The following is a 23264-nucleotide window of genomic DNA, read 5'->3' on the forward strand; positions in this document are numbered from 1 at the left end:
GGACTGTGCGCCCCGAGCCCGGGGCGCACAGTCCGGGCCCAGGGGCGTCACCCTGTGTGCCCGCACACCTCGCGGTTTGTCGCACCCGCCCCTGCCTCCGTACGATTCTCCTTTTGCGGACTTCCAGCAGGCACCCGCCGGCTCCGGCCAGGCGCGGCGTGAACGAGAGACGGCAGCGGCGATGACGGTCACAGAGGACAGCCCGGTGCACGGCGGCGACGAGCCCACCGGCCAGGACACCCCCGCGGAGTTCGGCCCCGGCATCGACCCGGAGCGCATGGCGCTGGTCCTCGACGTCCTCGCGGAGCTCGACGGCCTCGACGTCGACCACCCGGACGCGATCACCATCCGCCGGGCCACGGCGGGCGTCTACCGCACGGTGAAGCAGCGCCGCCGCCAGGAGCGCCGCGCCGCCAAGACCGCCAACGACAAGGCCGTCACCGAGGCCACCGCGACCGGCTCCGCCGTACGCATCGACGACGAGACCGAAGGTCTCCTGCCGTCCTCGGCCACCGAGGAGGGCCGGATCGCCGGGATACTCCAGCGGCCCCGCTCCTGCTACATCTGCAAGACCCGGTACGTCGAGGTCGACTACTTCTACCACCAGCTCTGCCAGCCCTGCGCGGCGCAGAACCGGGCCAAGCGCGAGGTCCGCGCCGACCTCACCGGCAAGCGGGCCCTGCTCACCGGCGGCCGGGCCAAGATCGGCATGTACATCGCGCTGAGGCTGCTGCGCGACGGCGCGCACACCACCATCACCACCCGTTTCCCCAAGGACGCCATCCGCCGCTTCAAGGCGATGGAGGACTCGGCGGACTGGATGCACCGCCTTGAGGTCGTCGGCATCGACCTGCGCGACCCCGCGCAGGCCGTCGAGCTGGCCGGACGGGTCGCCGAGGCCGGCCCGCTGGACATCCTCATCAACAACGCCACGCAGACCGTCCGCCGGCTGCCCTCCGCGTACGCCGCCCTGGTCGAGGGCGAGAGCGCGCCGTTGCCCGCCGGGGAACTACCCGCGCACCAGGTGATCGGCGCGTTCAACTCCGGAGCCGTCGACGGCCTGACCGCCCTGCCGCTGGGCGTCAGCGGCCTGGACGCCCAGCAGGTCGCCGACCTCGCCCTCGTCGCGGGCAACGCCAGCGTCGAGCGGCACCGCGACGGCACCGCCATCGACGCGGGCGGGCTCGTGCCCGACGTCGTCGACACCAACACCTGGGTGCAGACCATCGAGCAGATCTCGCCGGTGGAACTGCTGGAGACCCAGCTGTGCAACTACACCTCGCCGTTCATCCTGATCAGCCGGCTGCGCCCGGCGATGGCGGATGCCGCGCGCAAGGCCCGGAGCGGTCGCGCCCACGTCGTCAACGTCTCCGCGATGGAGGGCGTGTTCGGCCGGGGCTACAAGGGTGCGGGCCACCCCAACACCAACGCCGCCAAGGCCGCCATGAACATGGTGACCCGGACCAGCGCCCAGGAGATGTTCCAGACCGACGGCATCCTGATGACCTCGGTCGACACCGGCTGGATCACCGACGAGCGTCCGCACTTCGACAAGCTGCGCCTCGCCGAGGAGGGCTTCCACGCCCCCCTCGACCTGGTGGACGGCGCCGCCCGGGTGTACGACCCGGTCGTGCGGGGCGAGGCGGGCGAGGACCTCTACGGCATCTTCCTCAAGGACTACGCACCCGCCAACTGGTAGTCCTGCGGGGGGCAGGCCGAAAGTCGACGAAATCCATCGAGCGCGCGGGCGCTCATATGGGTACTCTGTTCGTCACGGACAGAGCGACACCCTCGGCCCGTACCGGAGAGCGGCCCACCACCACGGCTGTTTCCCCGAACGAGCAACACCGGCGCCACCGCGACCGAAGAAGCCTTTCCTTCCTGCCCCCTGGGCGGTCCGGCGGCCCGGCAGAGGGCCGCTCGGCACCGTCCAACGGGTTACGCGACCCAAAGGAGTGCGCGGTGACACCTAAGACGACCCCTCAGGACCAGCGACGGTCGGAGCGCTCGGCGAGCTACAAGGCCGGGGCCGAAGGCCGGGCCGGCAAGCCCAAGAAGATCGGCAACCTCGAGGTGTGGGCCAGGTCCGCGCCGATCCGGCTGGCCGGTTACGAGGACGACCTCGCGGAGCCCCACATCCTCCCCGGCGTCGACTGAGGTCCGCCGGGCGGCCGGCCCACAGCGGTCCCTAGTCCTGACGCATGACGCACGGAGCCGTACTCCCCTCACCCCAGGGGTGCGGCTCTTGGCCTGTCCGGCGACCAGTACCGGCCAAATGGCCCGCCCGGCGGGAGGTTCGCCGGGGGCGTACGTCCGATAATCGGCAATCCCTTGTTGGGGCCGACGCCCAGCGGGCAGGATGATCCGCATGGCTGAATCCCCGTGTGGAACCACTGTTTTCCATGACTTGTCCGCGTTCTTCGCCTCGCCCCGGGTGGGTGCGCTCGCCCTGTCCCCGGACGGCAGCCGGTTGGTCGCGGCCGTGCAGCAGCTCAACGCCGAGGGCACCGGGTACGTCTCCGGACTCTGGGAGATCGACCCGGCGGGGGAGGCCGAGGCGCGGCGCCTGACCCGCTCCGTCAAGGGTGAGTCCGCGCCCGCGTTCGCCCCCGACGGCACCCTGCTCTTCCTCTCCGGCCGCGAGGACACCGACCCCGCCGCGGAAAAGGGCGAGGACAAGAGCGGCGCCACACTCTGGGCGCTGCCGGAGCGCGGCGAGGCCGGACAGATCGCCTCCCACCACGGCGGCATCGGCGGATTCACCATCGCCCGCGGGACCGGCGTACTCGCGTACAGCGGTGACCTGCTGCCGGGCGCGGCGGACGCCGAGACGCACGAGAAGCTCAGCAAGGAGCGCGAGAAGGCCAAGGTCACGGCGATCCTCTACGAGGCCGGTCCGACCCGCTACTGGGACAGCGACCTCGGGCCCGAAGAGGCGCACGTCTTCGTCCGCGCCCAGGGGCCGGACGCCACCCCGGTCCTGGCGGGCGGGCAGGGCATCGGGGGTGAGGGCGGCGTCGCCCTGTCCGCCGACGGCACCCGCGTCGCCTACGGGCGCGCCGTCGCGGGCCGGGTGCCCGCCGAGAACCGCGACACCGTGGTGATCGCCGACGCCGCCACCGGCGAACAGCTCCGCGTCCTCGACCGGCCCGGACACCAGTACTCGGGTGCCCGCTTCACCGCCGACGGCACGGCGGTCGTCTGCCACCGGCTCCAGGAGGAGACGTACGAGACGCCGTACGACGTGACGCTGGTGCGCGTCGACGTGGCCACCGGCGAGGAGAGTGACCTGCTGCCGGAGTACGACAACTGGCCCGGCGGTTTCGTGCTCTCGCCCGTCGCCGGTGACGACACCCTGTGGTTCTCGGGCGACGAGCAGGGGCACTGCCCGGTCTTCCGCCGCGACGCCGACGGCACGGTGACCCGGCTGACGGCCTCGGGCGCGTACGGCACCCTCCTGCTGTCGCCCGACGCGCGCACCCTGTACGCCGTCGCGTCGCCGCTCGACGCCGCGCCCCGGCCGGTCCGGATCGACGCGGCCGGCGGGGCCGACCAGCTTCCGGCACCGCTGCGCGCACCCGGCGACGACCTGGGAGCCCTGCCCGGCACGCTGACCGAGGTGCACACCACCGGGGACGACGGCTTCGCGCTGCGGTCGTGGCTGGCGGTGCCCGAGGGGGCCTCGGCCGACAGCCCGGCACCGCTGATCGTGTTCGTGCACGGCGGTCCGCAGTCCTCGTGGAACGCGTGGAACTGGCGCTGGAACGCGTGGCCTTTCGTGGCCCGCGGCTACGCCGTGCTGATGCCCGACCCGGCCCTGTCGACCGGATACGGGCAGGCGATGCACGAGCGCGGCTGGGGCCAGTGGGGCGGGCAGCCCTACCGCGACCTCATGGACCTCGTGGACGTCACCGTCGCACGAGCGGACATCGACGAGACGCGCACCGGTCTCGCCGGCGGTTCCTACGGCGGCTACATGGCCAACCGGGTCGCCACCCGCACCGACCGCTTCAAGGCGATCATGTCGCACGCGGGACTGTGGGACCTGCGGTCCTTCGCCGGCGACACCGACGCCCCGTGGTTCTTCCAGCGCATCTTCGGCGACCCGCTGACACAGCCGGAGCGGTACGAGGAGAACTCGCCGTCCCTCGCAGCGGCCGGGATCCGCACGCCGATGCTGGTCATCCACGGCGCCAAGGACTACCGGGTGCCGGTGGGACAGGGCATGGCGCTCTTCCAGGACCTGCAGCGGTTCGAGGTGCCGGCGAAGTACCTCTACTTCCCCGACGAGAACCACTGGATCCTCAAGCCGAACCACGCGAAGGTCTGGTACTCGGCGGTACTGAACTTCTTCGACCACCACGTGCGGGGCCAGGAGTGGACGCGGCCCGAGATGCTCTGAGGGCGAGGGCCGCCGCCTTCCCGCCCCCGGGGGTTCGGACGGCGGCGGTCCGGTTGCGGCGGGGCGCGATGTGCGGCGATATGGAGGGACAGGACTTGCTGGACGCGCGCGAGGCGCGAACGAGGACGGGAGGGGCCGCGTGCACCCATCGACGCGTCACCGCACCACCGGGGCAGCCGCGGTCGCGCCGGTAGCCGGGTTCCCGGCCGGCGCGACGGTCCGGGCCGCATCGGCGGCAGCGTCCACGGGGCCGGCCGCGGGCCCCGTTCCGGCCGGTGGCTGAGCTGTCCGACCGCGCGCACGGCGGACCGGCCGAGGACTGGCCCGTCCGCCCCGAAACGGGCCTCGCGCTCAACGGCATGGGCATCTTCGACTGGGACCTGGACCAGTCCCACCTGCATCTCGACCCCTCCGCCCTGCAGGTGTTCGACCTGCTGCCCGAGGAGTTCGACGGCAACCCCACCACCCTTTCCCGACGGGTTTCCCCCGCCGAGGCCGAGCACCTGGACGGCATCGTCGCCCAGGCGCTCAAGAGCGGCGAGTCCTCGTACGGCGCCTACTTCCGCATCCGCCGCCTCGACGGCGAGCTCCGCTGGACCCACACCCAGGGCTCCATCCGCCGCGACGCCTCGGGCCGCCCGTACCGGATCATCGGAGTGGTGCGGGACGCCACCCAGGAGATCGGTGACTTCGCCGTCCGCAGCGAGCACGAGCACGGCAGCAGGGGCGGCACCGGCGTCGTCGCCCGGACCACCGCCGCGCTCGCCCACTCCCGTACCGTCCGCGAGGTCATCGACGTCCTCCAGGACACCCACCGCCTCGGCGCCTTCGGGTCGTCGTCACTGGTGATGGGACTCGTGGAGGCAGGGCGGATCCATCTGGTCGCCGAGGGGCCCGAGTTCATGCCCGGCTCGCGGTACACCCGGGTGGACGACCCGGAGTACCCGATGGGAGACGTCGTACGGTCGCTGCGGCCCCGGTTCATCGAGTCCGCCGAGGAGTTCGCCGCCTCGTACCCCCGGCTGTGGGACCACGTCCGCAAGTTCGGCACCACCTCGGCCGCGTACCTGCCGCTGATCGCCCAGGCCCGCCCCGTCGGCGCCCTCGGACTGCTCTACAGCGGCCGCACCGGCTTCAGCTCCGACGAACGCAACCTCCTCATCGCCCTCGGCAGCAGCATCGCGCAGAGCGTCAAGCGGGCCATGCTCTACGAACAGGAGAAGGACCTCGCCGAAGGTCTCCAGCAGTCGATGCTGCCGCGCCGCGTCCCCGACGTCCCCGGCGCGCACATCGCGGTCCGCTACCGCTCGGCCCGCGACGGGCAGGACGTCGGCGGCGACTGGTACGACGTCATCCCGCTGCCCGGCGGCCGGGTGGGGGCCGTCATCGGCGACGTACAGGGGCACGACACGCACGCGGCAGCCGTCATGGGCCAGCTGCGCATCGTGCTGCGCGCGTACGCCGCCGAGGGCCACGCACCCGCGACCGTGATGGCCCGCGCCTCGGACTTCCTGTACGAACTCGACACCGACCGCTTCGCCACCTGCACCTACGCCGAGATCGAACTGACCACCGGAGTCGTCCAGCTGGTCCGGGCCGGCCACATGGAACCCCTGCTGCGGCTCGCCGACGGAAGCTGCCGCAGGGTGCCGGTCGAGGGCGGCCTGCCGCTCGGCCTGTCCACCGAGTTCGGCGAGCACGAGTACCCGGTCACCACGACCGAGCTGGATCCCGGGCAGACGCTGCTGCTCTACACCGACGGGCTGGTCGAACAGCCGGGGAGCGACCTCGACGAGGGGCTCGGCGCGCTGACCGAACTGGTCCGGGGCGCCCCCCAGGACATCCAGCAGCTGGCCGACCGGCTCTGCGCGACGGTCGACGCGCGGGGCGGCGAGGACGACGTGGCCCTGCTGCTCCTGCGCCGGAGCGCCGCCGACGCACCCCGCGCGGGCCGGCGCCTCCAGCAGCACGTCGCCGCCAACGACCCCGAGGCGCTGGCCGAGGCCCGGCAGCTGATCCGAGCGGCCGTACGGGCCTGGGGGGCCGAGGGCCGCGGCGACGAGATCGAACTCGTCGCCGACGAACTGATGGTGAACGCGCTCATGCACACCGACGGGGGCGCGGTGCTCACCGTACGGATGCTCACCGCCCCCGAACGGCGGCTGCGCGTCGAGGTCGCGGACTCCTCCAGCGCCCTGCCCCGCCGCCGGGAGGCGGGCGAATCGGCCGTGTCCGGGCGCGGACTGCTCCTGGTCGACATGCTGGCCGACGTGTGGGGAGTGGAGCCCAGGGGCGAGGGCAAGGCCCTGTGGTGCGAGTTCAACGTCCCGCCCAAGGACGCACGCAACGCCTGAGCTCCGGATGGAGCAGCACACCGCGACGGTAACTGTCCGCACACTGGACGTACTTGACCGTAACCGACCGATCGCGATTGACTGCGGCTTCCGCTGGCCCCCGACGACGTGAGGGCTCCTTGAGCACCGAGCTTCTGGCACCTCTTGACCTGGCGTTCTGGCACCTCGAATCCACGGCGCACCCGATGCACCTCGGGGCGCTCGCCTTTTTCGGCGGCGGTGACGGCTCCCCGGGCGGGGAGGACCTCCTGGACCTGCTCGCCGCGCGGGCCGCCGCCCTTCCCCGTCTCCGTCTGGCCGTACGGAACGTCTGGCTGCCGGTCGGCGGATCCGTGTGGGCGGCGGCCGAGGACTTCGACGTCCGCCGCCACGTCCGCCGCATTCTCCTCCCGGCCGGCGGATTCGCCACCGAGGCCACCCTGCTCGCCGGCGACCTGATGGAGCGTCCGCTCGCGCGCGGACTGCCGCCGTGGGAGGTGTACGTGCTCGGCGCGGACGGCGGCGGTGAGTGCGCGGTCCTGGTCAAGCTCCACCACGCGCTGGCCGACGGCATGCGGGCCGTGGCGATCGGCGCGGGCATCCTCGACCAGCTCGCGGACGCCCGGCCCCCGGGCGCACGGCGGGGCGCAGCGGTCCCGCCCCCTGCCCGGTTCGCCGGCCCGGGGCGTGCGGTGGACCTCGCCCGGGAACGGCTCGGTGACGTCGGTAAGGCCCTGGGCATCGGTGCGTCGGTGGTACGGGCGGGACGGCTGCGGTCCCTGCTGCCGCTGCCGGGCACCCCCGACGCGCTCGGCGCGGACTCCAGCGGAACCCGGCGGCTGGCCACCGCAGCACTCGGCCTCGACGACGTGCACCGGGTGCGCCGGGCGTCCGGCGGCACCGCCAACGACGTCCTGCTCGCGGTGGTCGCGGGCGCGCTGCGCCGGTGGACGGCCGAACGCGACGACCCGGTCGCAGGCGACCCGAGGGCGCTGGTGCCGGTCTCGCGGCGGCGGCCCGGCCGGACGGAGACCGGGCACGGCAACAGACTCTCCGCGTACCTGCTGGACCTGCCCGTCCACGAGCCGGACCCCCGGGCTCGGCTGAGGGCCGTGCGCGAACGGATGGCCCGCAACAAGGCGGCAGGACCCTCGCGCGGGGCCGGGGCGGTGGCCCTCCTCGCGGACCAGCTGCCCGCCTTCGCCAGCAAGTGGGGCGCGCCGCTGGCGGGCGGCGCGGCCCGGGTCCTCTTCGACGTCCTGGTCACCAGCGTGCCACTGCCCCGCACCGCACTGTCCCTGGGCGGCCGGCCGCTGCGCGCGGTGTACCCGATGGCGCCGCTGGCCCGGGGCCAGGCCCTGGCGGTCGCCCTGTCCACCTACGGCGGCCAGGTGCACGTGGGGCTGGTGGCCGACGGCAAGGCGGTGCCGGACGCGGACGGACTCGCGGCGGCGATGGGGGAGGAACTGGCGGAGCTGGTACGGGCCGTGGCGGTGTGAGGGCCCGCACCGCAGGGCGGCGGGGGCCTGAGGGGCGGCTGAGCCGCAGGGTTCGCCGGGCCCGTCGCGGGCGGCAGGAGGGGCGCCTGAGCTGCACCGATTCCCCGGGCGGCAGGTGACCGCGCGCACCTCTGCGCGTACCGTGTCCCCATGCTCCGCGCCCTCGCCGTCGACGACGAAAAGCCCGCCCTGGAGGAACTCCTCTACCTCCTGCGCGCCGACCCCCGCGTGCGCAGCGCCGAAGGGGCCACCGACGCCACCGAGGCCCTGCTGCGGATCAACCGGGCCCTCGACGCGGGCCCCCATGGCGACGACGCCATCGACGTCGTCTTCCTCGACATCCACATGGCCGGACTCACCGGGCTGGACGTGGCCCGGCTGCTCGCCGGGTTCGCCCGCCCGCCGCTCATCGTCTTCGTCACCGCCCACGAGGGCTTCGCGGTGCAGGCGTTCGACCTGAAGGCCGTCGACTACGTCCTCAAGCCGGTGCGCCGCGAACGCCTCGCCGAAGCGGTCCGGCGGGTGGCGGAAGGGGTCGCAGGAGCACGGGAGGTGTCGTTCGCGGCGACGGCGCATTCCACGGTCCCGCCCCAGGCAGCAGCACACCAGGCGCTTCAGCCCCACCAGCTCCAGCAGACCTCCCCGGCCGGTCAGGACCAGATCCCCGTCGAACTCGGCGGAATCACCCGTTTCGTGCCCATCGCCGACATCGCCTACGTCGAGGCCCACGGCGACTACGCCCGTCTGCACACCGCCACCCCGGGCCCCGCCGGCGCCACCGGCCACCTCGTCCGCATCCCGCTGTCCACCCTGGAGGAACGCTGGGCGTCCCGCGGCTTCGTCCGGATACACCGCCGCCACCTCGTGGCCCTCAGCCGTATCGAGGAGCTCCGTCTTGACGCGGGTACGACGACGGTCCGCGTCGCCGATGCCGAACTCGTCGTGAGCCGCCGTCACGCACGCGAACTCCGCGACCTGCTGATGCGCCGGGCCGGCGGGCGCTGACCACCGGGCGCCGGTCCCGTCCGGCCTGACCCGGTGACTCCCGGCTCCGTCCCGACCGGTGCCGGTGTTGCCCGGTTCCGCCTCACCGCCCCTGGTGACGCCCGGCTTCGCCTCACCGCCCCTGGTGACGCCCGGCTCCGGCCCGACCGCCCGCCGCGCCCCGCCCACCGTTCGCCGATGTGCGCCCGCCGCAGGGCGACCGGCCGCCGGGAGGGTCCGCAGCCGCCCCCGGCCGGGGCCTACCCTGACCCTGAACCAGAGGGTGAGAGCCCGCGGGCGGGGGAGGAGCGGGCCGGATGTCCGAAGTGGAAGCGCTGCTGGCGGAGCTCCGTGCCCTGCCCGGCATCCACCCCCGTGCCCCGCACGAGTTCGACGAGCTGCTGCACCGCGTCAAGAGCGCCGCCGCCCGCTGGGCCGACGTCCTCTACGAGGTGCAGGAATCCGCCCGGACCCTGGCCTCCCCGCGGGCCGCCGCCGCACTGGAAGTGGCGTTCCGGCGGGCCGAGGAGAGTTACGTGGAGCTGGAGATCGCGCTGGCGGACACGGTCGGCCGCTGAAGCGGAGCGCCCCGCGCCCGCCTGCTCCGCCCCGGCCCGCGCGCTCCCGCCGCACCGGACCTGCCGTACCCCGTCCCGGTGCGCGCCCCCGCGGCGACCTGGCCCTGTCCTGCGAAGGCACCGCTGCGTAGACTCCAGCCTCCGTACCCGTACGGCCCCGAACAGCACGCCCCCAGAACGATCCGGAGCGCACCCCGATGCCCGCAGTCCCGCGCCCGCGCCGCGAAACGGTGACCGGAGTGCCCCGCCGGGGCCGCGGCGGCGCGGTGCGCGGATCCCGGGCCCCCGGCCACGCGCCCGCCCGTTCCGAGATCAGCGAGCAGACCACGCTGGGCACCACCTACGTCCGCTCCCTGATGCGAAGTCAGCTGCGCACCGCCCTGATCGGTCTCGGTGCCCTCGCCCTCCTGGTGGGGTCGCTGCCGCTGCTGTTCCTGCTGCCCCGCGTACTGACCGGCGCGCTGCCCCCGCCCGGCCCCTGGCTCTGGGTGGTCCTCGGCGTGGTCGTCTACCCGGTGATGTGGCTGATAGCCCGCTGGTACGTGCGGCGGGCCGAGCGCAACGAGCGCGACTTCCGCGGACTCGTTGAAGGCCGCTGACGGGCCTCCATGCACCACATATACGCCGTCGCGGCCGTCGCTCTCGTCGTCCTCGTCACCCTCCTCATCGGCGCGCTCGGCCTGCGCATCTCCCGTACCACCTCGGACTTCTACGTCGCCTCGCGCACGGTCGGGCCCCGGCTCAACGCCGCCGCCATCAGCGGCGAGTACCTCTCGGCAGCCTCGTTCCTGGGTATCGCCGGCCTGGTTCTGGTGCAGGGGCCGGAAATGCTCTGGTATCCGGTCGGGTACACCGCCGGATACCTCGTCCTGCTGCTCCTCGTCGCCGCGCCCCTGCGCCGTTCAGGGGCGTACACGCTCTCCGACTTCGCGGAGGCCCGGCTCGAATCCACCCAGGTGCGCAGGCTCGCCAGCCTCTTCGTCGTCGGGATCGGCTGGCTCTACCTGCTGCCCCAGCTCCAGGGCGCCGGGCTGACATTGAAGATCCTCACCGGCGCCCCCGAGTGGGTCGGCGCGCTGGTGGTGGCGGTGGTGGTCACCGGTGCCGTGGCGGCCGGGGGCATGCGCAGCATCACCTTCGTACAGGCCTTCCAGTACTGGCTGAAGCTGACAGCGCTGCTGGTGCCCGCACTGTTCCTGCTCGGCGCCTGGTTCGGCGACGACGCCCCACGCGCCAGGTTCGACGCGCCCGCGACCTTCCGCGAGCACACGGCCGTCACGTTCCAGGAGATGGTACGCATCGACCTGGAGGAGCCCCTCACGCTCGCCGTGTCCGGCACGGTCGACGGCAGGGCGCACGACGGCAGCGCGCTCGCCCTGGCGGCGGGCACGCACCGCGTCGGGGCCGGCACCACCCTGCGCTTCCCGGCCGGCGCCGAGGTGCCCGAGCAGCACGACCCCCGGGCCGCCGGGGCCTCCTCCTGGTCCGAACCGCTCGCCGACAGCCGTGAGGAGCACCCGCTCTACGCCACCTACGGCCTCATCCTCGCCACCTTCCTCGGCACCATGGGCCTGCCGCACGTCGCCGTCCGCTTCTACACCAGCCCGCACGGCACCGCCGCCCGGCGCACCACGCTCGTCGTGCTCGGACTCGTCGGCGCCTTCTACCTGCTGCCGCCCGTGTACGGGGTGCTCGGCCGGATCTACGCCCCCGAACTCGCCCTCACCGGGCACGCGGACGCCGCCGTGCTCGTCCTGCCCGAGCGGCTGATCGGCGGGGTCGGCGGCGACCTGCTCGGGGCGCTGCTGGCGGGCGGGGCGTTCGCCGCCTTCCTGTCGACCGCGTCCGGGGTCACCATGGCGGTCGCCGGCGTGCTCACCCAGGACGTGCTCCCGGCGCGCGGCGTACGGTACTTCCGGCTGGCCACGCTGATCGCCATCGCGGTGCCGCTCGCGGTGAGCGCCCTGGCGGCCACCGTGCCGGTCGCCGACGCGGTCGGGCTCGCCTTCGCGGTGTCCGCGTCGTCGTTCTGCCCGCTGCTGGTGCTGGGCATCTGGTGGCGTGGGCTGACTCCACCGGGGGCGGTGGCCGGTCTCGTGGTCGGGGGAGGGGCGGCGCTGACCGCCGTCATGGCCACCCGGGCCGGGCTCCCGGTCTCCGGCTGGGCGCACAGCCTGCTCGCCTGGCCGGCCGTGTGGTCCGTACCGCTGGGCTTCCTGACCATGGTGCTCGCCTCGCTCGCCACCCGGGACCGGATACCGGCGGGGACGGCCGCCCTCCTCGCCCGGCTGCACCTTCCCGAAGAACTCACGGACCGCCCGAGCGGCGCCGAGGAACGATGACCACGCGCAGACGCGGAGCAACGACCACCCCGAGGAACGACGACCACCCGGAGACGACGATGACCACCCCGGAGGGAGAGCGGTGACCACCCTGGAGATCGCCGTCCTCACGGCGGCCGGAGCACTGCTCCTCGCCGCCGGCACCGCACTCGGCCGGCTCAGCGCCCGCCGCGGCGGGAAGAACCTCGACCTCGGGACACCCGTGGAGCGGGCCACCTTCCTCACCCTGCACACCGCCTCCCTCGCCGCGCCCCCGCTGCGGGCCGGTCTCACCGAGGACACCGCCCGCAAGGCCGCCCGCCGCCTGCGCACCCTCCTCGGCACCGAGACGCTCTGTCTGACCGACCGCACCTCCGTCCTTGCCTGGGACGGGCCCGGCGCGGGACACCACCAGGAGAAGGTGATGCGCAAGGTCGCCGAGATGCTCGACTCGGGCCGCAGTCAGAGCGTCCACACAGAATGTGACGAGCCGTCATGTCCGTTGCGGTGGGCGGTCATCGCTCCGCTCACGGACGAGGACGGGGTGCTCGGTGCGCTCGTCGCCTACGGTTCGCGCGAGTCGGCGGTCCTGGTCAGGGCCGCCACCGAGGTTGCCCGCTGGGTCTCGGTCCAGCTGGAGCTCGCGGAGCTGGACCGCTCCCGCACCCGCATCGTCGAGGCCGAGATCCGGGCGCTGCGCGCCCAGATATCCCCGCACTTCATCTTCAACTCGCTCGCTGCCATCGCCTCGTTCGTCCGTACCGACCCCGAACGGGCCCGCGAACTCCTGCTGGAGTTCGCCGACTTCACCCGCTACTCCTTTCGCAGGCACGGCGACTTCACTCAGCTGGCCGATGAACTGCGCTGCATCGAGCAGTACTTGGCTCTGGCCGGGGCCCGGTTCGGCGACCGCCTCAAGGTGACCCTCCAGATCGCCCCCGAGGTGCTGCCCGTCGCGCTCCCGTTCCTCTGTCTGCAGCCCCTCGTGGAGAACGCCGTCAAACACGGCCTGGAGGACTCCCGCGAGGACTGCCGGATCACCCTCGCCGCCCAGGACGCGGGCTCCGAGGCGATCGTCACCATCGAGGACGACGGTGTCGGCATGGAACCCGGCAGGCTGCGCCGCATCCTCGCCGGCGAGGAGCCCGCCGCCTCCGGCATCGGCCTCTCCAATGTCGACGAACGGCTGCGCCAGGTGTACGGCGACGACTACGGACTGGTCATCGAAACGGGGGTCGGTGCGGGCATGAAGATCACTGTGCGGATCCCCAAGTACCGTGCAGGAGTGCACAGTTCGTACCGCAGGCCGGACTGAACGGCCTGTGAGGGGGCCCGGGCGGGGCGGGCTCCGCGAGGGCCGCGTGGCCCCGGGCGGGGGCGGGGTCCTGGGGCGTGCCCTCGCCGGCGTCCTCAGAAGAGGTGCACCGAAAGGTGTCCGAGCGGCAGCCCCAGCTGCCACGCCGGCAGCCACACCCGTGCGCTCTCGTCCACCCGGTCCCACAGGTCCGGGTCCGTGGCCTCCACGCCCTCCCGGCCCTCCGCACCCGCGCCACCCAGATCCGCGGCGAGCAGCTCGGTCGACTCCAGCCACCGCCAGGACGCCCGGGCCAGCCGGATGTCGGGACCCTCGGCGTCACCGCGGGTGGCGAACCGTTCCCGCACCCACTGCTCCCAGGGGTGGCCGTATGCGGTCAGCGACAGCCACTCGTCGAGCTGGGAGATCACGCCCACCCCGGACAGCTCGTCGGTCGAGTCCGAGAGGTAGACGGTCAGGGCGAGGGCCTCCCGGCCGGCACGGAACTCCAGCGTTCCCGGCGGGATCAACTGCCCCGTGCGCAGCAGCTCGTCGGCGATGTACTCGGCGTACAGCCATGCCATCGGAACGGCAAGGCCGCTTCCACCGGTGCCATTGGCGCTTTCGGGCAGCACAGCATTCCACCTTCTCCGGTCGTGCTTTCGGTCGCGGGGTCTCCGGTCCGGAGGCCCCAGGCGAAGAGCTTTCACGCTCAGAGGGGTTTGGCGGGGCATCTTTACCGAACTGGACGGCGTGCTTTCGAAATCGTCGTGCCTTCGGCGTGGCACGGGAGCAAGGGATGTACCGGCGGTACCTGTGTGACTCAAGCGGTCTCGCTCATCAAGTCAGGCGGCGCCGCGGCCGGCCCTCTCCTCGTACCCCGGGAGCACCCCGCGCAAGGCGCGTAGTGCGTAATAGGTCCGGGATTTCACAGTTCCTTCCGGAATGCCCAGCTCTGTCGATGCCTCCGCGACGGAGCGCCCCCGGAAGTACACCTGCACCAGCACCTCCCGGTGCTCCGTGCGCAGGGCCCGTACCGCCTCGCGGACATCGAGCTCGGTCGCCGACCGTTCGGCCAGGTCGTCCGGGGCCGCGGACTGGGCGAGTACCTCGGCTCCCACCTCGTTCGGCCGGGCCTTGCGGGCGCGTCGCGCGTCGATCGCCAGCCGCCTGCCCACCGTGAAAAGCCAGGGCCGCATCGAGTCGTGATCACTGGTCAGCGCCTCGGGGTGCTGCCAGGCCCGGACGAGGGTCTCCTGGACCAGGTCCTCGGCGCGCTGACGGTCGCCGTGGGTGAGGCCGAGCAGGAAGCCGAGGAGTGCGGTGCCGTGTTCCTGCTGGAGGGCGGCCAGGGCGTGCTCGTCGGTGCGGGGGGCGAGGGGGAGGGCGGTGGTCACCGTGGACGCTCCTTCGGGCGGAGGGCTGGCGGGCTGGGCGGCGGGGGAGGGGCGGCACTGAGCGGGCGGGTGCGGGCGGGCGTGGGCGTGTGGCCCCGGCGGGTGACGGCGGTCACAACCGGGCCGAGTTCAGGGGCGAAGATAACCGTCCGTGGCCGGTTCCGCTGACCCCGCCGCGCACTGCGTGCGAACGGGCGGCCGGTGCGTGCGGCGAACGGTCGGCAGCTGCGACGAGTGGCACGACGAACGGCACGACGAGTGGCGCGGCGAGCAGTGCCGCGATGCCGGGACGTGGCGGGGCGCCCGGCGCCTGTCAGTCGCACGTGCGTGCGGCACCCAAGTTCACGCGTGAGGCTATTGGGGTGGGATTGTCGGTATTTAGCAGTAAAGGTCCTTGACTTCACCTGCTCTCCCGGATGGATTCTCTTTGCGCATATCCGGCGCATGTTCGAGACATTTCCACCACGAGGGAAGTCGGTCCGATGACGAAGCGCACGGGGACACCGCAGAGGTACGGAGCGGCCGCCGCGGCCGCCCTGCTGCTCGCCACCGCCACGGCCTGCTCCGCAGGGCCCGACAGCCAGGACCGCCGGGCCGCAGCCCTCAGCAACGACCGGGCGGCAGCCACGACGGGCGCACCGAAGGCCGGCAGCCCGCAGCCGGGCACCCCCGCCGGTCCGCAGCGCGGGTTCACCCTGGTCGCCACCGGCGACGTACTCCCGCACGACTCGATCATCCGGCAGGCAGGAACCGACGCGGGCGGCGACGGCTACGACTTCCGCCCGATGCTCGCGGGCGTCAAGCCGGTGATCGCCAAGGCGGATCTGGCGATCTGCCACATGGAGACGGTCTACGGTCCGGCCGGCGGGCCCTTCAGCGGCTACCCGGCGTTCGTCTCCCCGCCGCAGCTCGCCGCCGGGCTGCGCGCGACCGGTTACGACTCCTGCTCGACCGCCTCGAACCACACCCTCGACGCGGGCGCCGACGGCATCCGCCGCACCCTCAAAGCCTTCGACAAGGCGGGCCTCGCACACGCAGGCTCGGCCCGCAGCGCCCGCGAGGCCGCCCGCCCCACCCTCCTGAGGGCGGGCACCGCCAAGGTCGCCCAGCTCGCCTACACCTACGGCACCAACGGCTACCCCCTCCCGGACGGGCAGCCCTGGGCGGTCAACCTCATCGACCGCGAAAAGATCGTCGCCGACGCACGCGCCGCCAGGAAAGCGGGCGCGGACGTGGTCGTGGTGAGCCTGCACTGGGGTACGGAGTGGCAGGACGAACCGGACGAGAAGCAGCTGTCGCTCGGCCGGGCACTCACCGCGTCGGCCAGCGGCTCACGCCCGGACATCGATCTCATCCTGGGGACACACGCACATGTGCCCCAGGCCTACGAGAAGGTCAACGGCACCTACGTCGTCTACGGCATGGGCGACCAGATCGCCGGCAGCATGTTCAACCACTCCGGATCCCAGGACGACCGCGGCAACATGAGCAGCATCGGCCGCTTCACCTTCGCCCCGCCCACCGGTCCCGGAAAGCGCTGGGAGGTCCGCAGGGCGGAGTTCATCCCGCAGTTCTTCGACCTCGGATCCAACCGGGTCGTCAACCTCGGTGCGCCGGGCAGCGGGTACCCGGAGGCCCGTGACCACATCCGCCGCGTCGTGCTCAGCCGCGGAGCAGGGCGAGCGGGACTGACCATGGGCCGGTGACCGTGGCGGGCGGCCTGACCATGGGCCGCTGACCCGGGCCACCATGGGCCGCTGCCTTGGGCCGGCGCCCCGTGCCACCACCGACGGCAGCCTCCACCGTCCTAGCCGTGCCACCGCCGTACGGCACACCGCCGCGGTCCGCACCGGGCCACTGCGCGGCGCGCCCGGCGGCCGTCCCCGCGAGGGCCCGGTCCGCGCAGTGGCTACGGGACGACCGTGACGGGCCAGCGGCCCGCCTTCACCAGACGTACCGCCACCGACCCCACGAACCGGTGTCCGGCCGACTCCGAGGCACCCACCACCACCGCGTCCGCCGTCAACTCGTCGGCGGCGGTCACCAGACCGTTGTACGGATCCCCCCGGAACGTGTGGAACTCCCACCGGACCTCGAAAATCCCCTTCACCCGCTCCGCCGACCGCCTGATCTCCCGCATCAGGTCCTCGGCGACCTCCTCGGTCGTCCCGGCGACCGGGGCGCCCAGGGCCGCACCCGCAGCGATCAGGGGCTGTACGTAGACCAGGGCGAGCATCGCGTTCTGCCGTCTGGCCAGCCCCGCCGCGTACGAGGCCGCCCGCAGCGACGAGGGGGAGCCGTCCACACCGGCGACGATCACCTTGGGGCCGTCGGTACCGCGTTCGAAGGCGGGGCGCTGCTGTTCGGGCTGTCCGGTCACACAGCGGAGGCTATCCCGTGCGGCCCGCGCGCCGAAAACGAGCGGCCGGAGCGCCCGGGGACGGCCCGAAAAACGGCGACGCGCAGGTGGCAGGCCCCACCCCCGGGAGGCATCGGGGCGTGACGCTCCCTAGAGTGCCCTCCATGAGTGTCAGCGTGGAGGAGACTCCCACCACCCGCAACCGCTTCCTCAGTCGGGTGCCCGACGGGTTCGCGGCCTTCTTCGGTCTGCTCGGCCTGTACTGTGCCCTGCTCGCGATCAGTCAGCCCCTGCGCAGACTGGTGCGGCCGATCACCGATCTGCTGGAGTTCCTCACCGTCCCGGTGAGTGCGAACCTCGCGTACGCGATGTTCTTCTTCCTCCTCGCGGCGGCCGTCGGCGCGCGCAAGAAGGTCGCGTGGTGGCTGGTCGTCGGGTATCTGATCCTGCTGCTGGCCGGCGACGTCCTCTACATCGTCCTGGAGGACTGGGAGGCGCTGGCCTCCACGGTGGTGGGTCTGGGCGCGCTGGTGGTGCTGATCCTCGCCCGCAGGGAGTTCTACGCGGCCTCCCGGCACGGGGCCGTCCCGCGTGCGCTGGGCGTGCTGGTCGCCTCCCTCGCGGCCGCGGTGCTCGTCGGCTGGGGCCTGATCTCGCTGTTCCCCGGCACGCTGGTGGCCGCCGACCGGCTGCCCTGGGTGATCGTCCGGGTCTTCGGCGGCGTCCTGTACGGAGAGTTCGACGGCCACGGCCCCCGCTTCCTCTACTTCCTCTTCGGCCTGTTCGGCGCTCTCGCCCTGCTGGCGGCGGCGGCCACCCTGTTCCGCTCGCAGCGCATGGAGTCCTCCCTGCACGGCGACGAGGAGCCGCGCATCAGGGCCCTGCTCGGCGCGTACGGAGCCCAGGACTCCCTCGGCTACTTCGCCACCCGCCGCGACAAGGCCGTCGTCTTCGCACCCAGCGGCAAGGCCGCCGTCACCTACCGCGTCGAAGCGGGCGTCTCCCTCGCCTCGGGCGACCCGGTCGGTGACAAGGAGGCCTGGCAGCAGGCGATCGAGGCATGGCTGGACATGGCCAAGCGGTACGCCTGGGCGCCCGCCGTCATGGGTGCTTCCGAGGAGGGTGCCACCGCGTTCGCCCGCGCCGGGCTGAGCGCCATGCAGCTCGGTGACGAGGCCATCCTCGACGTTGCCGCCTTCGACCTGGACGGACGCGACATGCGCGTCACCCGCCAGGCCGTCAACCGGGTCCGCCGCACCGGCGCCACCACCCGCATCCGCCGCCACTCCGCGCTCTCCGACCCGGAGATGGAACAGATCATCGACCGCGCCGACGCCTGGCGCGGCACCGAGACCGAGCGCGGCTTCTCCATGGCGCTGGACCGGCTCGGCGACCCCGAGGACGGCGACTGCCTCCTCGTGGAGGCGTTCGACGCCGACGGCAAGCTGATCGCCCTGCTGTCCTTCGTCCCCTGGGGCAAGGACGGCATTTCCCTGGACCTGATGCGCCGCGACCGCGGCGCGCCCAACGGCGTCATGGAGTTCATGGTCGCCGAGATCTGCGCCCAGGTCCCCAAGCTGGGCATCCGCCGCATCTCCCTCAACTTCGCCGTCTTCCGGTCCGCCTTCGAGGAGGGCGCCCGGATCGGAGCAGGCCCCATCCTGCGGCTGTGGCGCAAACTGCTGCTGTTCTTCTCCAAGTGGTGGCAGCTGGAGGCGCTCTACCGCTCCAACGTCAAGTACCAGCCCGCCTGGTACCCCCGCTTCCTCTGCTACGGCGACGCGGGCTCGCTCGCCCGGGTCTCGCTCGCCTCCGGCATCGCCGAGGGCTTCGTCGCCGTACCCAGCCTGCGCAAGAGGTGGGGCCGCGGACACAGCCCGCGCCGCACCTTCACCAACCCGGCCAGCACCGCGGGCCTCCCCTCCATCGAGGCACTCGGCCTGGCCGGTCCGTCCACCGACGCGAACGCGGACCCGACCGCGCATCTGCCCGAGCAGATCCGGGTCCGCCACCGCAAGCTCACCAAGCTGCGCGCCGAGGGCACCGACCCGTACCCCGTCGGCGTCCCCGCCGCCACCCACACCCTGGCCGCGATCCGGGCCGCGCACCCGACGGCCGCGCCCGGAACCCGGACCGGCGAGAGCGCCACCGTGTCCGGCCGCGTCATGGTCGTCCGCGACTTCGGCGGCGTCGTCTTCGCGGACCTGCGCGACTGGTCCGGCGACCTCCAGATCGCCTTCACCCGCGACGGCTCGGGCAAGGACCTCCTCGACCGGTTCACCGCCGACGTCGACTTCGGCGACCTCGTCTCCGTCACCGGCGAGATCGGCACGTCCGAGAAGGGCGAGCTGAGCCTCTTCGTCACCGGCTGGCAGCTCACCGGCAAGTGCCTGCGCCCGCTGCCCGACAAGCGCCTGGGCCTCACCGACCCCGAGGCCAAGGTGCGCCGCCGGTACGTCGACCTGGTCGCCAGCCCCGACGCCCGCGAGGTCGTCCGCTCCCGCTCCGCCGTCCTCCAGGGACTGCGCCAGGGCCTCCTGGAGCGCGGCTACCTGGAGGTCGAGACGCCGATGCTCCAGCAGATCCACGGCGGCGCCAACGCCCGCCCCTTCACCACCCACATCAACGCCTACGACCTCGACCTCTACCTCCGCATCGCCCCCGAGCTCTACCTCAAGCGGCTGTGCGTCGGCGGCATGGAGAAGGTCTTCGAAATGGGCCGCACCTTCCGCAACGAAGGCGTCTCCTACAAGCACAACCCCGAGTTCACCATGCTGGAGGCCTACCAGGCCTACGCGGACTACGACGTGATGCTCGACCTCACCCGCGAGCTCGTCCAGGGCGCCGCCACCGCCGCGTTCGGCTCGCCCATCGCCCGCAAGACGGACGCCGACGGCAAGGTCGTCGAGCACGACATCTCCGGGATCTGGCCGGTCAAGACGCTGTACGGGGCCGTCTCCGAAGCCCTCGGCGAGGAGATCGACGCCGACACCGAGGAGTCGCTGCTGCGCAGGCACTGCGACCGCGCGGGCGTCCCGCACACCCCGGAGAACACCCGCGGCGACCTCGTCCTGGAGATGTACGAACGCCTCGTCGAGGAGCGCACCACTCTGCCCACCTTCTACAAGGACTTCCCCACCGACGTCTCCCCGCTGACCCGTCAGCACCGCAAGGACCCGCGCCTCGCAGAACGCTGGGACCTGGTCGCCTTCGGCACCGAACTGGGCACCGCCTACTCGGAGCTGACCGACCCCGTCGAACAGCGCCGCAGGCTGATGGCACAGTCCCTGCTCGCGGCCGGCGGCGACCCGGAGGCCATGGAGGTCGACGAGGACTTCCTCGACGCGCTGGAGTACGCGATGCCGCCCACCGGCGGCCTCGGCATCGGCGTGGACCGCCTCGTCATGTTCCTCACGGGCCGCACCATCCGCGAAACGCTGCCGTTCCCGCTGGTGCGCCGCTGAGGGGCCCCGCCTAGTTCCATCGGGTGCAATCGCGGTGCGCACCCGGAGTGGATGAATGCCTCGCACGCCACGGCGTGCGAGGCATTCCTCATGAAAGAAGATAAACAGTCGGTCCTCGGCCGCCGGGGTCTCCTCCGCCTCGCCGCCTGCGTCGGCGCCGCCGCCACCGTCCACGTACTGGCCACCGACCCGGACGGGGCGCCCCTGCCGCCGCCGAAGTCCGGACCCGCCGCCGGCCCGCCGCAGGCCGCGCCACCGCTCAAGCCCTCCGCGTACCGGCTGCGGCCCATGACCGCGTACGCACCACCGAAACTCCGGCCGGCCCGTCCGCCGGTGCGCAAGCGACCGTTCCTGCGGATGGACGCGCAGGGCCGCACCATGGTCCTGACCTTCGACGACGGCCCCGACCCGCGCTACACCCCGGACATCCTGCGCACCCTGCGCCGGCACGGGGCGCGCGCGATGTTCTTCGTCTGCGGCGAGATGGCCGCCGAGAACCAGGACCTGCTGCGCGAGATGATCGACGACGGCCATGTCATCGGCAACCACTCCTGGTCGCACCCGCTGGTCCCCAAGCTCTCCCGATCCCGCATCCGCACCCAGCTCGGTTCCACCAGCGAGGTAATCGAGCAGGCGGTGGGCGAGCCGCCCCGCTGGTACCGGGCACCCTACGGAGCCTGGAACCGGGCCTCATTCGAGATCGGCGCCGACCTGGGCATGGAGCCCCTCGGCTGGACCGTCGACACCCTCGACTGGACCGAGCCGGGCACCTCCACCATCATCGGCCGGGTGCGGGCAGGGGCCGGGCCCGGCGTCGTCGTCCTCTCCCACGACGCGGGCGGCAACCGCTCCCAGAGCGTCCGCGCCCTGCGCACGTACCTGCCCGAGCTCCTCGACCAGGGCTACCGGATCACCGTTCCGCGCACGTGACAGGCGCCCGGTGGCCGCCCGGGGATCAGCGGGTGGCCACCAGGCGGGCGTAGACGACCACATTGCCCGCGTAGCCGCTGTCCTTGGAGTAGCCACCACCGCAGGTGATCACCCGCAGCTCGGGCTGCCCGGAGTCGCCGTACACCCGGGCGCCGGGGAAGTCCTCCTTGGAGTACACCTCGACCCCGTACACCTCGAAGACCGCGGTGCGTCCGTCAAAGCGGTCCACCTCCACCCGCTGGCCCTTGCGCACCGAGCCGAGACCGAAGAAGACGGCAGGGCCGGTGGAGTTGTCGACATGGCCGACGACGACGGACGTGCCCTGCTGGCCGGGGGCGATGCCGTTCTGGTACCAGCCGGCCAGATTCGCGTCCTGCGGGGGAGGGGCCTCGATCCAGCCCTGCTGGTCCAGGCCGACGTCCATCATGGGGGCGTCGATCTTCACCGCGGGGATACGGATCCGGGAGGCCGGCGCGTACGGCAGCGCGGCCACCCCGGCCACCCGGGGCCCCGCGGGTCCGTCGGAGCCGTGGTCGCGGGCGGCCGCCGCCGCGGGCTGCGGGGGGCCGAAGCCGACATCCGTACCGTTGCGCATGAGGGCGAGCCCGGTGAGCATCGCCAGCGCCAGGGCCCCCCACGGCGCGCGCTTCCTCGGGTGCGCGCCGCGCCATTCCTGCCCCATGTTGCTGCTCCCTTCCTCGCGTCCCGCCCGTTCCTCGGCCACGGGTGCCGCCCGTCTGCTATGGACGCTAAGCGCGGGGCGGCGGGGCGGCGAGGCACGGAGGGCGAACGGGTGGCGGACGCAATATCTGACGCTCCCTCAAGAGCGCTGCCAGGTAATGCGGAAGGGTCATTGGCCTCGGATTCTGACGCTCACTCAGGACTCCTGTGCGGGGTCAGCAGGGAATCGCCGTGCGGGGGAGGCGGGAGCCTCTCCGTGACCCATCCGAGCCAAGGCCGCACAAATTCTTCGCCGGATGGTCGGACGCCCTGTGACCTGCGGATCCGTCCGATCCGGCGACAACGGTACGACGTGTCCCGTCACCGGTCCGGCGCAGTGTGAAATGCGGTATTTGCAAGGTCAAGTGAGGGTTCGTCATGGGAGGCGTACTCGTCGAATTTCCCGGGGCGCCGCTCCGGAGCGTCTTCCATGGAGGTTCTACGATGCGTGCTTCACGCGCTTGTGCGGCGACGGCCCTCGCCTGCGTCGCGGTCGGACTCACCGCCCCCACCGCGGCCGCCACCAACGGCCCGAGCAATGTCACGGTCAACCCCTACTCGGTCCACCAGGGCAGCACGATCTCGATCTCGGCGACCGGCTGCGGCCACGGTGGCACGGTGACGTCCAACGCCTTCCCGCAGGCCAGCCTGTCGGCCGGTGGCAAGGGCTATGCCTCGGCCCGGATCAACAACCACGCCGCCCCCGGCCACTACAACCTCGCCGTGAAGTGCAACGACAACGCGATGGTGGCCACCCACCAGTTCACCGTGCTGGCCGGGCGCGGGGCGCACGGCGGTCTCGGCGGCTCGGTCGGCCCAAGCGACACGGACGTGGCCGTCGGCGCCGGGCTGGTGGCTTCCGCTGCACTGGGCGGGGCGATCTTCGTGGCCCGCCGCAGGAACGCCGCGGGCAAGGCCTGAGGCGCCGTACGGCCTCTCATATCTCGGGGTGAGACAGCCGGTGGGCCCGAGTCCCTGTACAG

At 72.7% G+C, this 23264-nt stretch carries 18 protein-coding genes; 14 read left to right on the forward strand and 4 right to left on the reverse strand.

Annotated features, from left to right (window positions below; genetic code table 11):
- The first annotated feature begins 181 nt into the window (after positions 1 to 181).
- The 10 genes from ACFWVV_RS36025 to ACFWVV_RS36070 all read left to right on the forward strand — a co-directional run bounded on the left by ACFWVV_RS36025 (position 182) and on the right by ACFWVV_RS36070 (position 13432).
- Positions 182 to 1699 carry an SDR family NAD(P)-dependent oxidoreductase gene (locus ACFWVV_RS36025; RefSeq protein WP_384358326.1) on the forward strand — a complete coding sequence of 506 codons (1518 nt, stop codon included), beginning with the start codon at positions 182 to 184 and terminating at the stop codon, positions 1697 to 1699.
- 263 nt (positions 1700 to 1962) lie between these two features.
- The gene (locus ACFWVV_RS36030; RefSeq protein WP_384358324.1) at positions 1963 to 2157 is read left to right on the forward strand and encodes a hypothetical protein; all 195 of its coding nucleotides are present in this window, start codon (positions 1963 to 1965) and stop codon (positions 2155 to 2157) included.
- Positions 2158 to 2368: 211 nt separating this feature from the next.
- Entirely contained in the window at positions 2369 to 4402 is a 2034-nt protein-coding gene (locus tag ACFWVV_RS36035; RefSeq protein WP_384358322.1) for an alpha/beta fold hydrolase, read from the forward strand.
- Between the two features lie 284 nt (positions 4403 to 4686).
- Positions 4687 to 6756, forward strand: coding sequence for a SpoIIE family protein phosphatase (locus tag ACFWVV_RS36040; protein WP_384358330.1), 2070 nt, complete (start codon positions 4687 to 4689; stop codon positions 6754 to 6756).
- A 119-nt stretch (positions 6757 to 6875) separates the two neighbouring features.
- A complete protein-coding gene (locus tag ACFWVV_RS36045; protein ID WP_384358320.1) occupies positions 6876 to 8234 on the forward strand; it encodes a wax ester/triacylglycerol synthase family O-acyltransferase in 1359 nt (452 codons plus the stop codon).
- 150 nt (positions 8235 to 8384) lie between these two features.
- On the forward strand, positions 8385 to 9239 hold the full coding sequence (locus tag ACFWVV_RS36050; RefSeq protein WP_384358318.1) for a LytR/AlgR family response regulator transcription factor: 855 nt from the start codon (positions 8385 to 8387) through the stop codon (positions 9237 to 9239).
- A gap of 296 nt (positions 9240 to 9535) precedes the next feature.
- Complete coding sequence (locus ACFWVV_RS36055; protein WP_384358316.1) at positions 9536 to 9796, forward strand: hypothetical protein; 261 nt, start codon at positions 9536 to 9538, stop codon at positions 9794 to 9796.
- A 197-nt stretch (positions 9797 to 9993) separates the two neighbouring features.
- Positions 9994 to 10395, forward strand: coding sequence for a hypothetical protein (locus ACFWVV_RS36060; RefSeq protein ID WP_384358314.1), 402 nt, complete (start codon positions 9994 to 9996; stop codon positions 10393 to 10395).
- Positions 10396 to 10404: 9 nt separating this feature from the next.
- Positions 10405 to 12138 carry a cation acetate symporter gene (locus tag ACFWVV_RS36065; RefSeq protein WP_384358312.1) on the forward strand — a complete coding sequence of 578 codons (1734 nt, stop codon included), beginning with the start codon at positions 10405 to 10407 and terminating at the stop codon, positions 12136 to 12138.
- Between the two features lie 82 nt (positions 12139 to 12220).
- Positions 12221 to 13432, forward strand: a complete 1212-nt coding sequence (locus tag ACFWVV_RS36070) for a sensor histidine kinase (RefSeq protein WP_384358310.1) — start codon at positions 12221 to 12223, stop codon at positions 13430 to 13432.
- A gap of 95 nt (positions 13433 to 13527) precedes the next feature.
- On the opposite strand, the gene ACFWVV_RS36075 is transcribed toward ACFWVV_RS36070, so the two are convergent.
- Positions 13528 to 13995, reverse strand: coding sequence for a hypothetical protein (locus ACFWVV_RS36075; protein WP_384358328.1), 468 nt, complete (start codon positions 13993 to 13995; stop codon positions 13528 to 13530).
- 261 nt (positions 13996 to 14256) lie between these two features.
- Positions 14257 to 14808, reverse strand: coding sequence for a sigma-70 family RNA polymerase sigma factor (locus ACFWVV_RS36080; RefSeq protein ID WP_384358308.1), 552 nt, complete (start codon positions 14806 to 14808; stop codon positions 14257 to 14259).
- A 482-nt stretch (positions 14809 to 15290) separates the two neighbouring features.
- Here ACFWVV_RS36080 and ACFWVV_RS36085 point away from each other — a divergent pair, with 482 nt between their 5' ends.
- Positions 15291 to 16514 (forward strand): CapA family protein, encoded by a 1224-nt coding sequence (locus ACFWVV_RS36085; RefSeq protein ID WP_384358306.1) that lies wholly within the window; start codon positions 15291 to 15293, stop codon positions 16512 to 16514.
- A 203-nt stretch (positions 16515 to 16717) separates the two neighbouring features.
- Here the strand turns inward: ACFWVV_RS36085 and ACFWVV_RS36090 are convergent, their stop codons facing one another.
- Positions 16718 to 17188: a universal stress protein gene (locus ACFWVV_RS36090; protein ID WP_384358304.1), complete on the reverse strand. Its 471-nt coding sequence runs from the start codon at positions 17186 to 17188 to the stop codon at positions 16718 to 16720.
- Positions 17189 to 17331: 143 nt separating this feature from the next.
- Here ACFWVV_RS36090 and lysX point away from each other — a divergent pair, with 143 nt between their 5' ends.
- Complete coding sequence (lysX, locus tag ACFWVV_RS36095) at positions 17332 to 20631, forward strand: bifunctional lysylphosphatidylglycerol synthetase/lysine--tRNA ligase LysX (protein ID WP_384358302.1); 3300 nt, start codon at positions 17332 to 17334, stop codon at positions 20629 to 20631.
- A 90-nt stretch (positions 20632 to 20721) separates the two neighbouring features.
- Positions 20722 to 21561: a polysaccharide deacetylase family protein gene (locus ACFWVV_RS36100; RefSeq protein WP_384358300.1), complete on the forward strand. Its 840-nt coding sequence runs from the start codon at positions 20722 to 20724 to the stop codon at positions 21559 to 21561.
- A gap of 25 nt (positions 21562 to 21586) precedes the next feature.
- Here the strand turns inward: ACFWVV_RS36100 and ACFWVV_RS36105 are convergent, their stop codons facing one another.
- Positions 21587 to 22243, reverse strand: a complete 657-nt coding sequence (locus ACFWVV_RS36105; protein WP_384358298.1) for a class F sortase — start codon at positions 22241 to 22243, stop codon at positions 21587 to 21589.
- 482 nt (positions 22244 to 22725) lie between these two features.
- Here ACFWVV_RS36105 and ACFWVV_RS36110 point away from each other — a divergent pair, with 482 nt between their 5' ends.
- Positions 22726 to 23202: a hypothetical protein gene (locus ACFWVV_RS36110; RefSeq protein ID WP_384358296.1), complete on the forward strand. Its 477-nt coding sequence runs from the start codon at positions 22726 to 22728 to the stop codon at positions 23200 to 23202.
- The last annotated feature ends 62 nt before the right edge of the window (positions 23203 to 23264 follow it).

Origin of the sequence: Streptomyces sp. NPDC058663 (assembly GCF_042716745.1) — a bacterium.
Taxonomy (GTDB): domain Bacteria; phylum Actinomycetota; class Actinomycetes; order Streptomycetales; family Streptomycetaceae; genus Streptomyces.

Bases quoted from the DNA above. Each gene is read 5' to 3' on its own strand.
- lysX (WP_384358302.1), top strand. From the start codon at position 17,332: ATGAGTGTCAGCGTGGAGGAGACTCCCACCACCCGCAACCGCTTCCTC.
- ACFWVV_RS36035 (WP_384358322.1), top strand. From the start codon at position 2,369: ATGGCTGAATCCCCGTGTGGAACCACTGTTTTCCATGACTTGTCCGCG.
- ACFWVV_RS36085 (WP_384358306.1), top strand. From the start codon at position 15,291: ATGACGAAGCGCACGGGGACACCGCAGAGGTACGGAGCGGCCGCCGCG.
- ACFWVV_RS36025 (WP_384358326.1), top strand. From the start codon at position 182: ATGACGGTCACAGAGGACAGCCCGGTGCACGGCGGCGACGAGCCCACC.
- ACFWVV_RS36060 (WP_384358314.1), top strand. From the start codon at position 9,994: ATGCCCGCAGTCCCGCGCCCGCGCCGCGAAACGGTGACCGGAGTGCCC.
- ACFWVV_RS36105 (WP_384358298.1), bottom strand. From the start codon at position 22,243: ATGGGGCAGGAATGGCGCGGCGCGCACCCGAGGAAGCGCGCGCCGTGG.
- ACFWVV_RS36065 (WP_384358312.1), top strand. From the start codon at position 10,405: ATGCACCACATATACGCCGTCGCGGCCGTCGCTCTCGTCGTCCTCGTC.
- ACFWVV_RS36055 (WP_384358316.1), top strand. From the start codon at position 9,536: ATGTCCGAAGTGGAAGCGCTGCTGGCGGAGCTCCGTGCCCTGCCCGGC.
- ACFWVV_RS36110 (WP_384358296.1), top strand. From the start codon at position 22,726: ATGCGTGCTTCACGCGCTTGTGCGGCGACGGCCCTCGCCTGCGTCGCG.
- ACFWVV_RS36050 (WP_384358318.1), top strand. From the start codon at position 8,385: ATGCTCCGCGCCCTCGCCGTCGACGACGAAAAGCCCGCCCTGGAGGAA.
- ACFWVV_RS36100 (WP_384358300.1), top strand. From the start codon at position 20,722: ATGAAAGAAGATAAACAGTCGGTCCTCGGCCGCCGGGGTCTCCTCCGC.
- ACFWVV_RS36075 (WP_384358328.1), bottom strand. From the start codon at position 13,995: ATGGCATGGCTGTACGCCGAGTACATCGCCGACGAGCTGCTGCGCACG.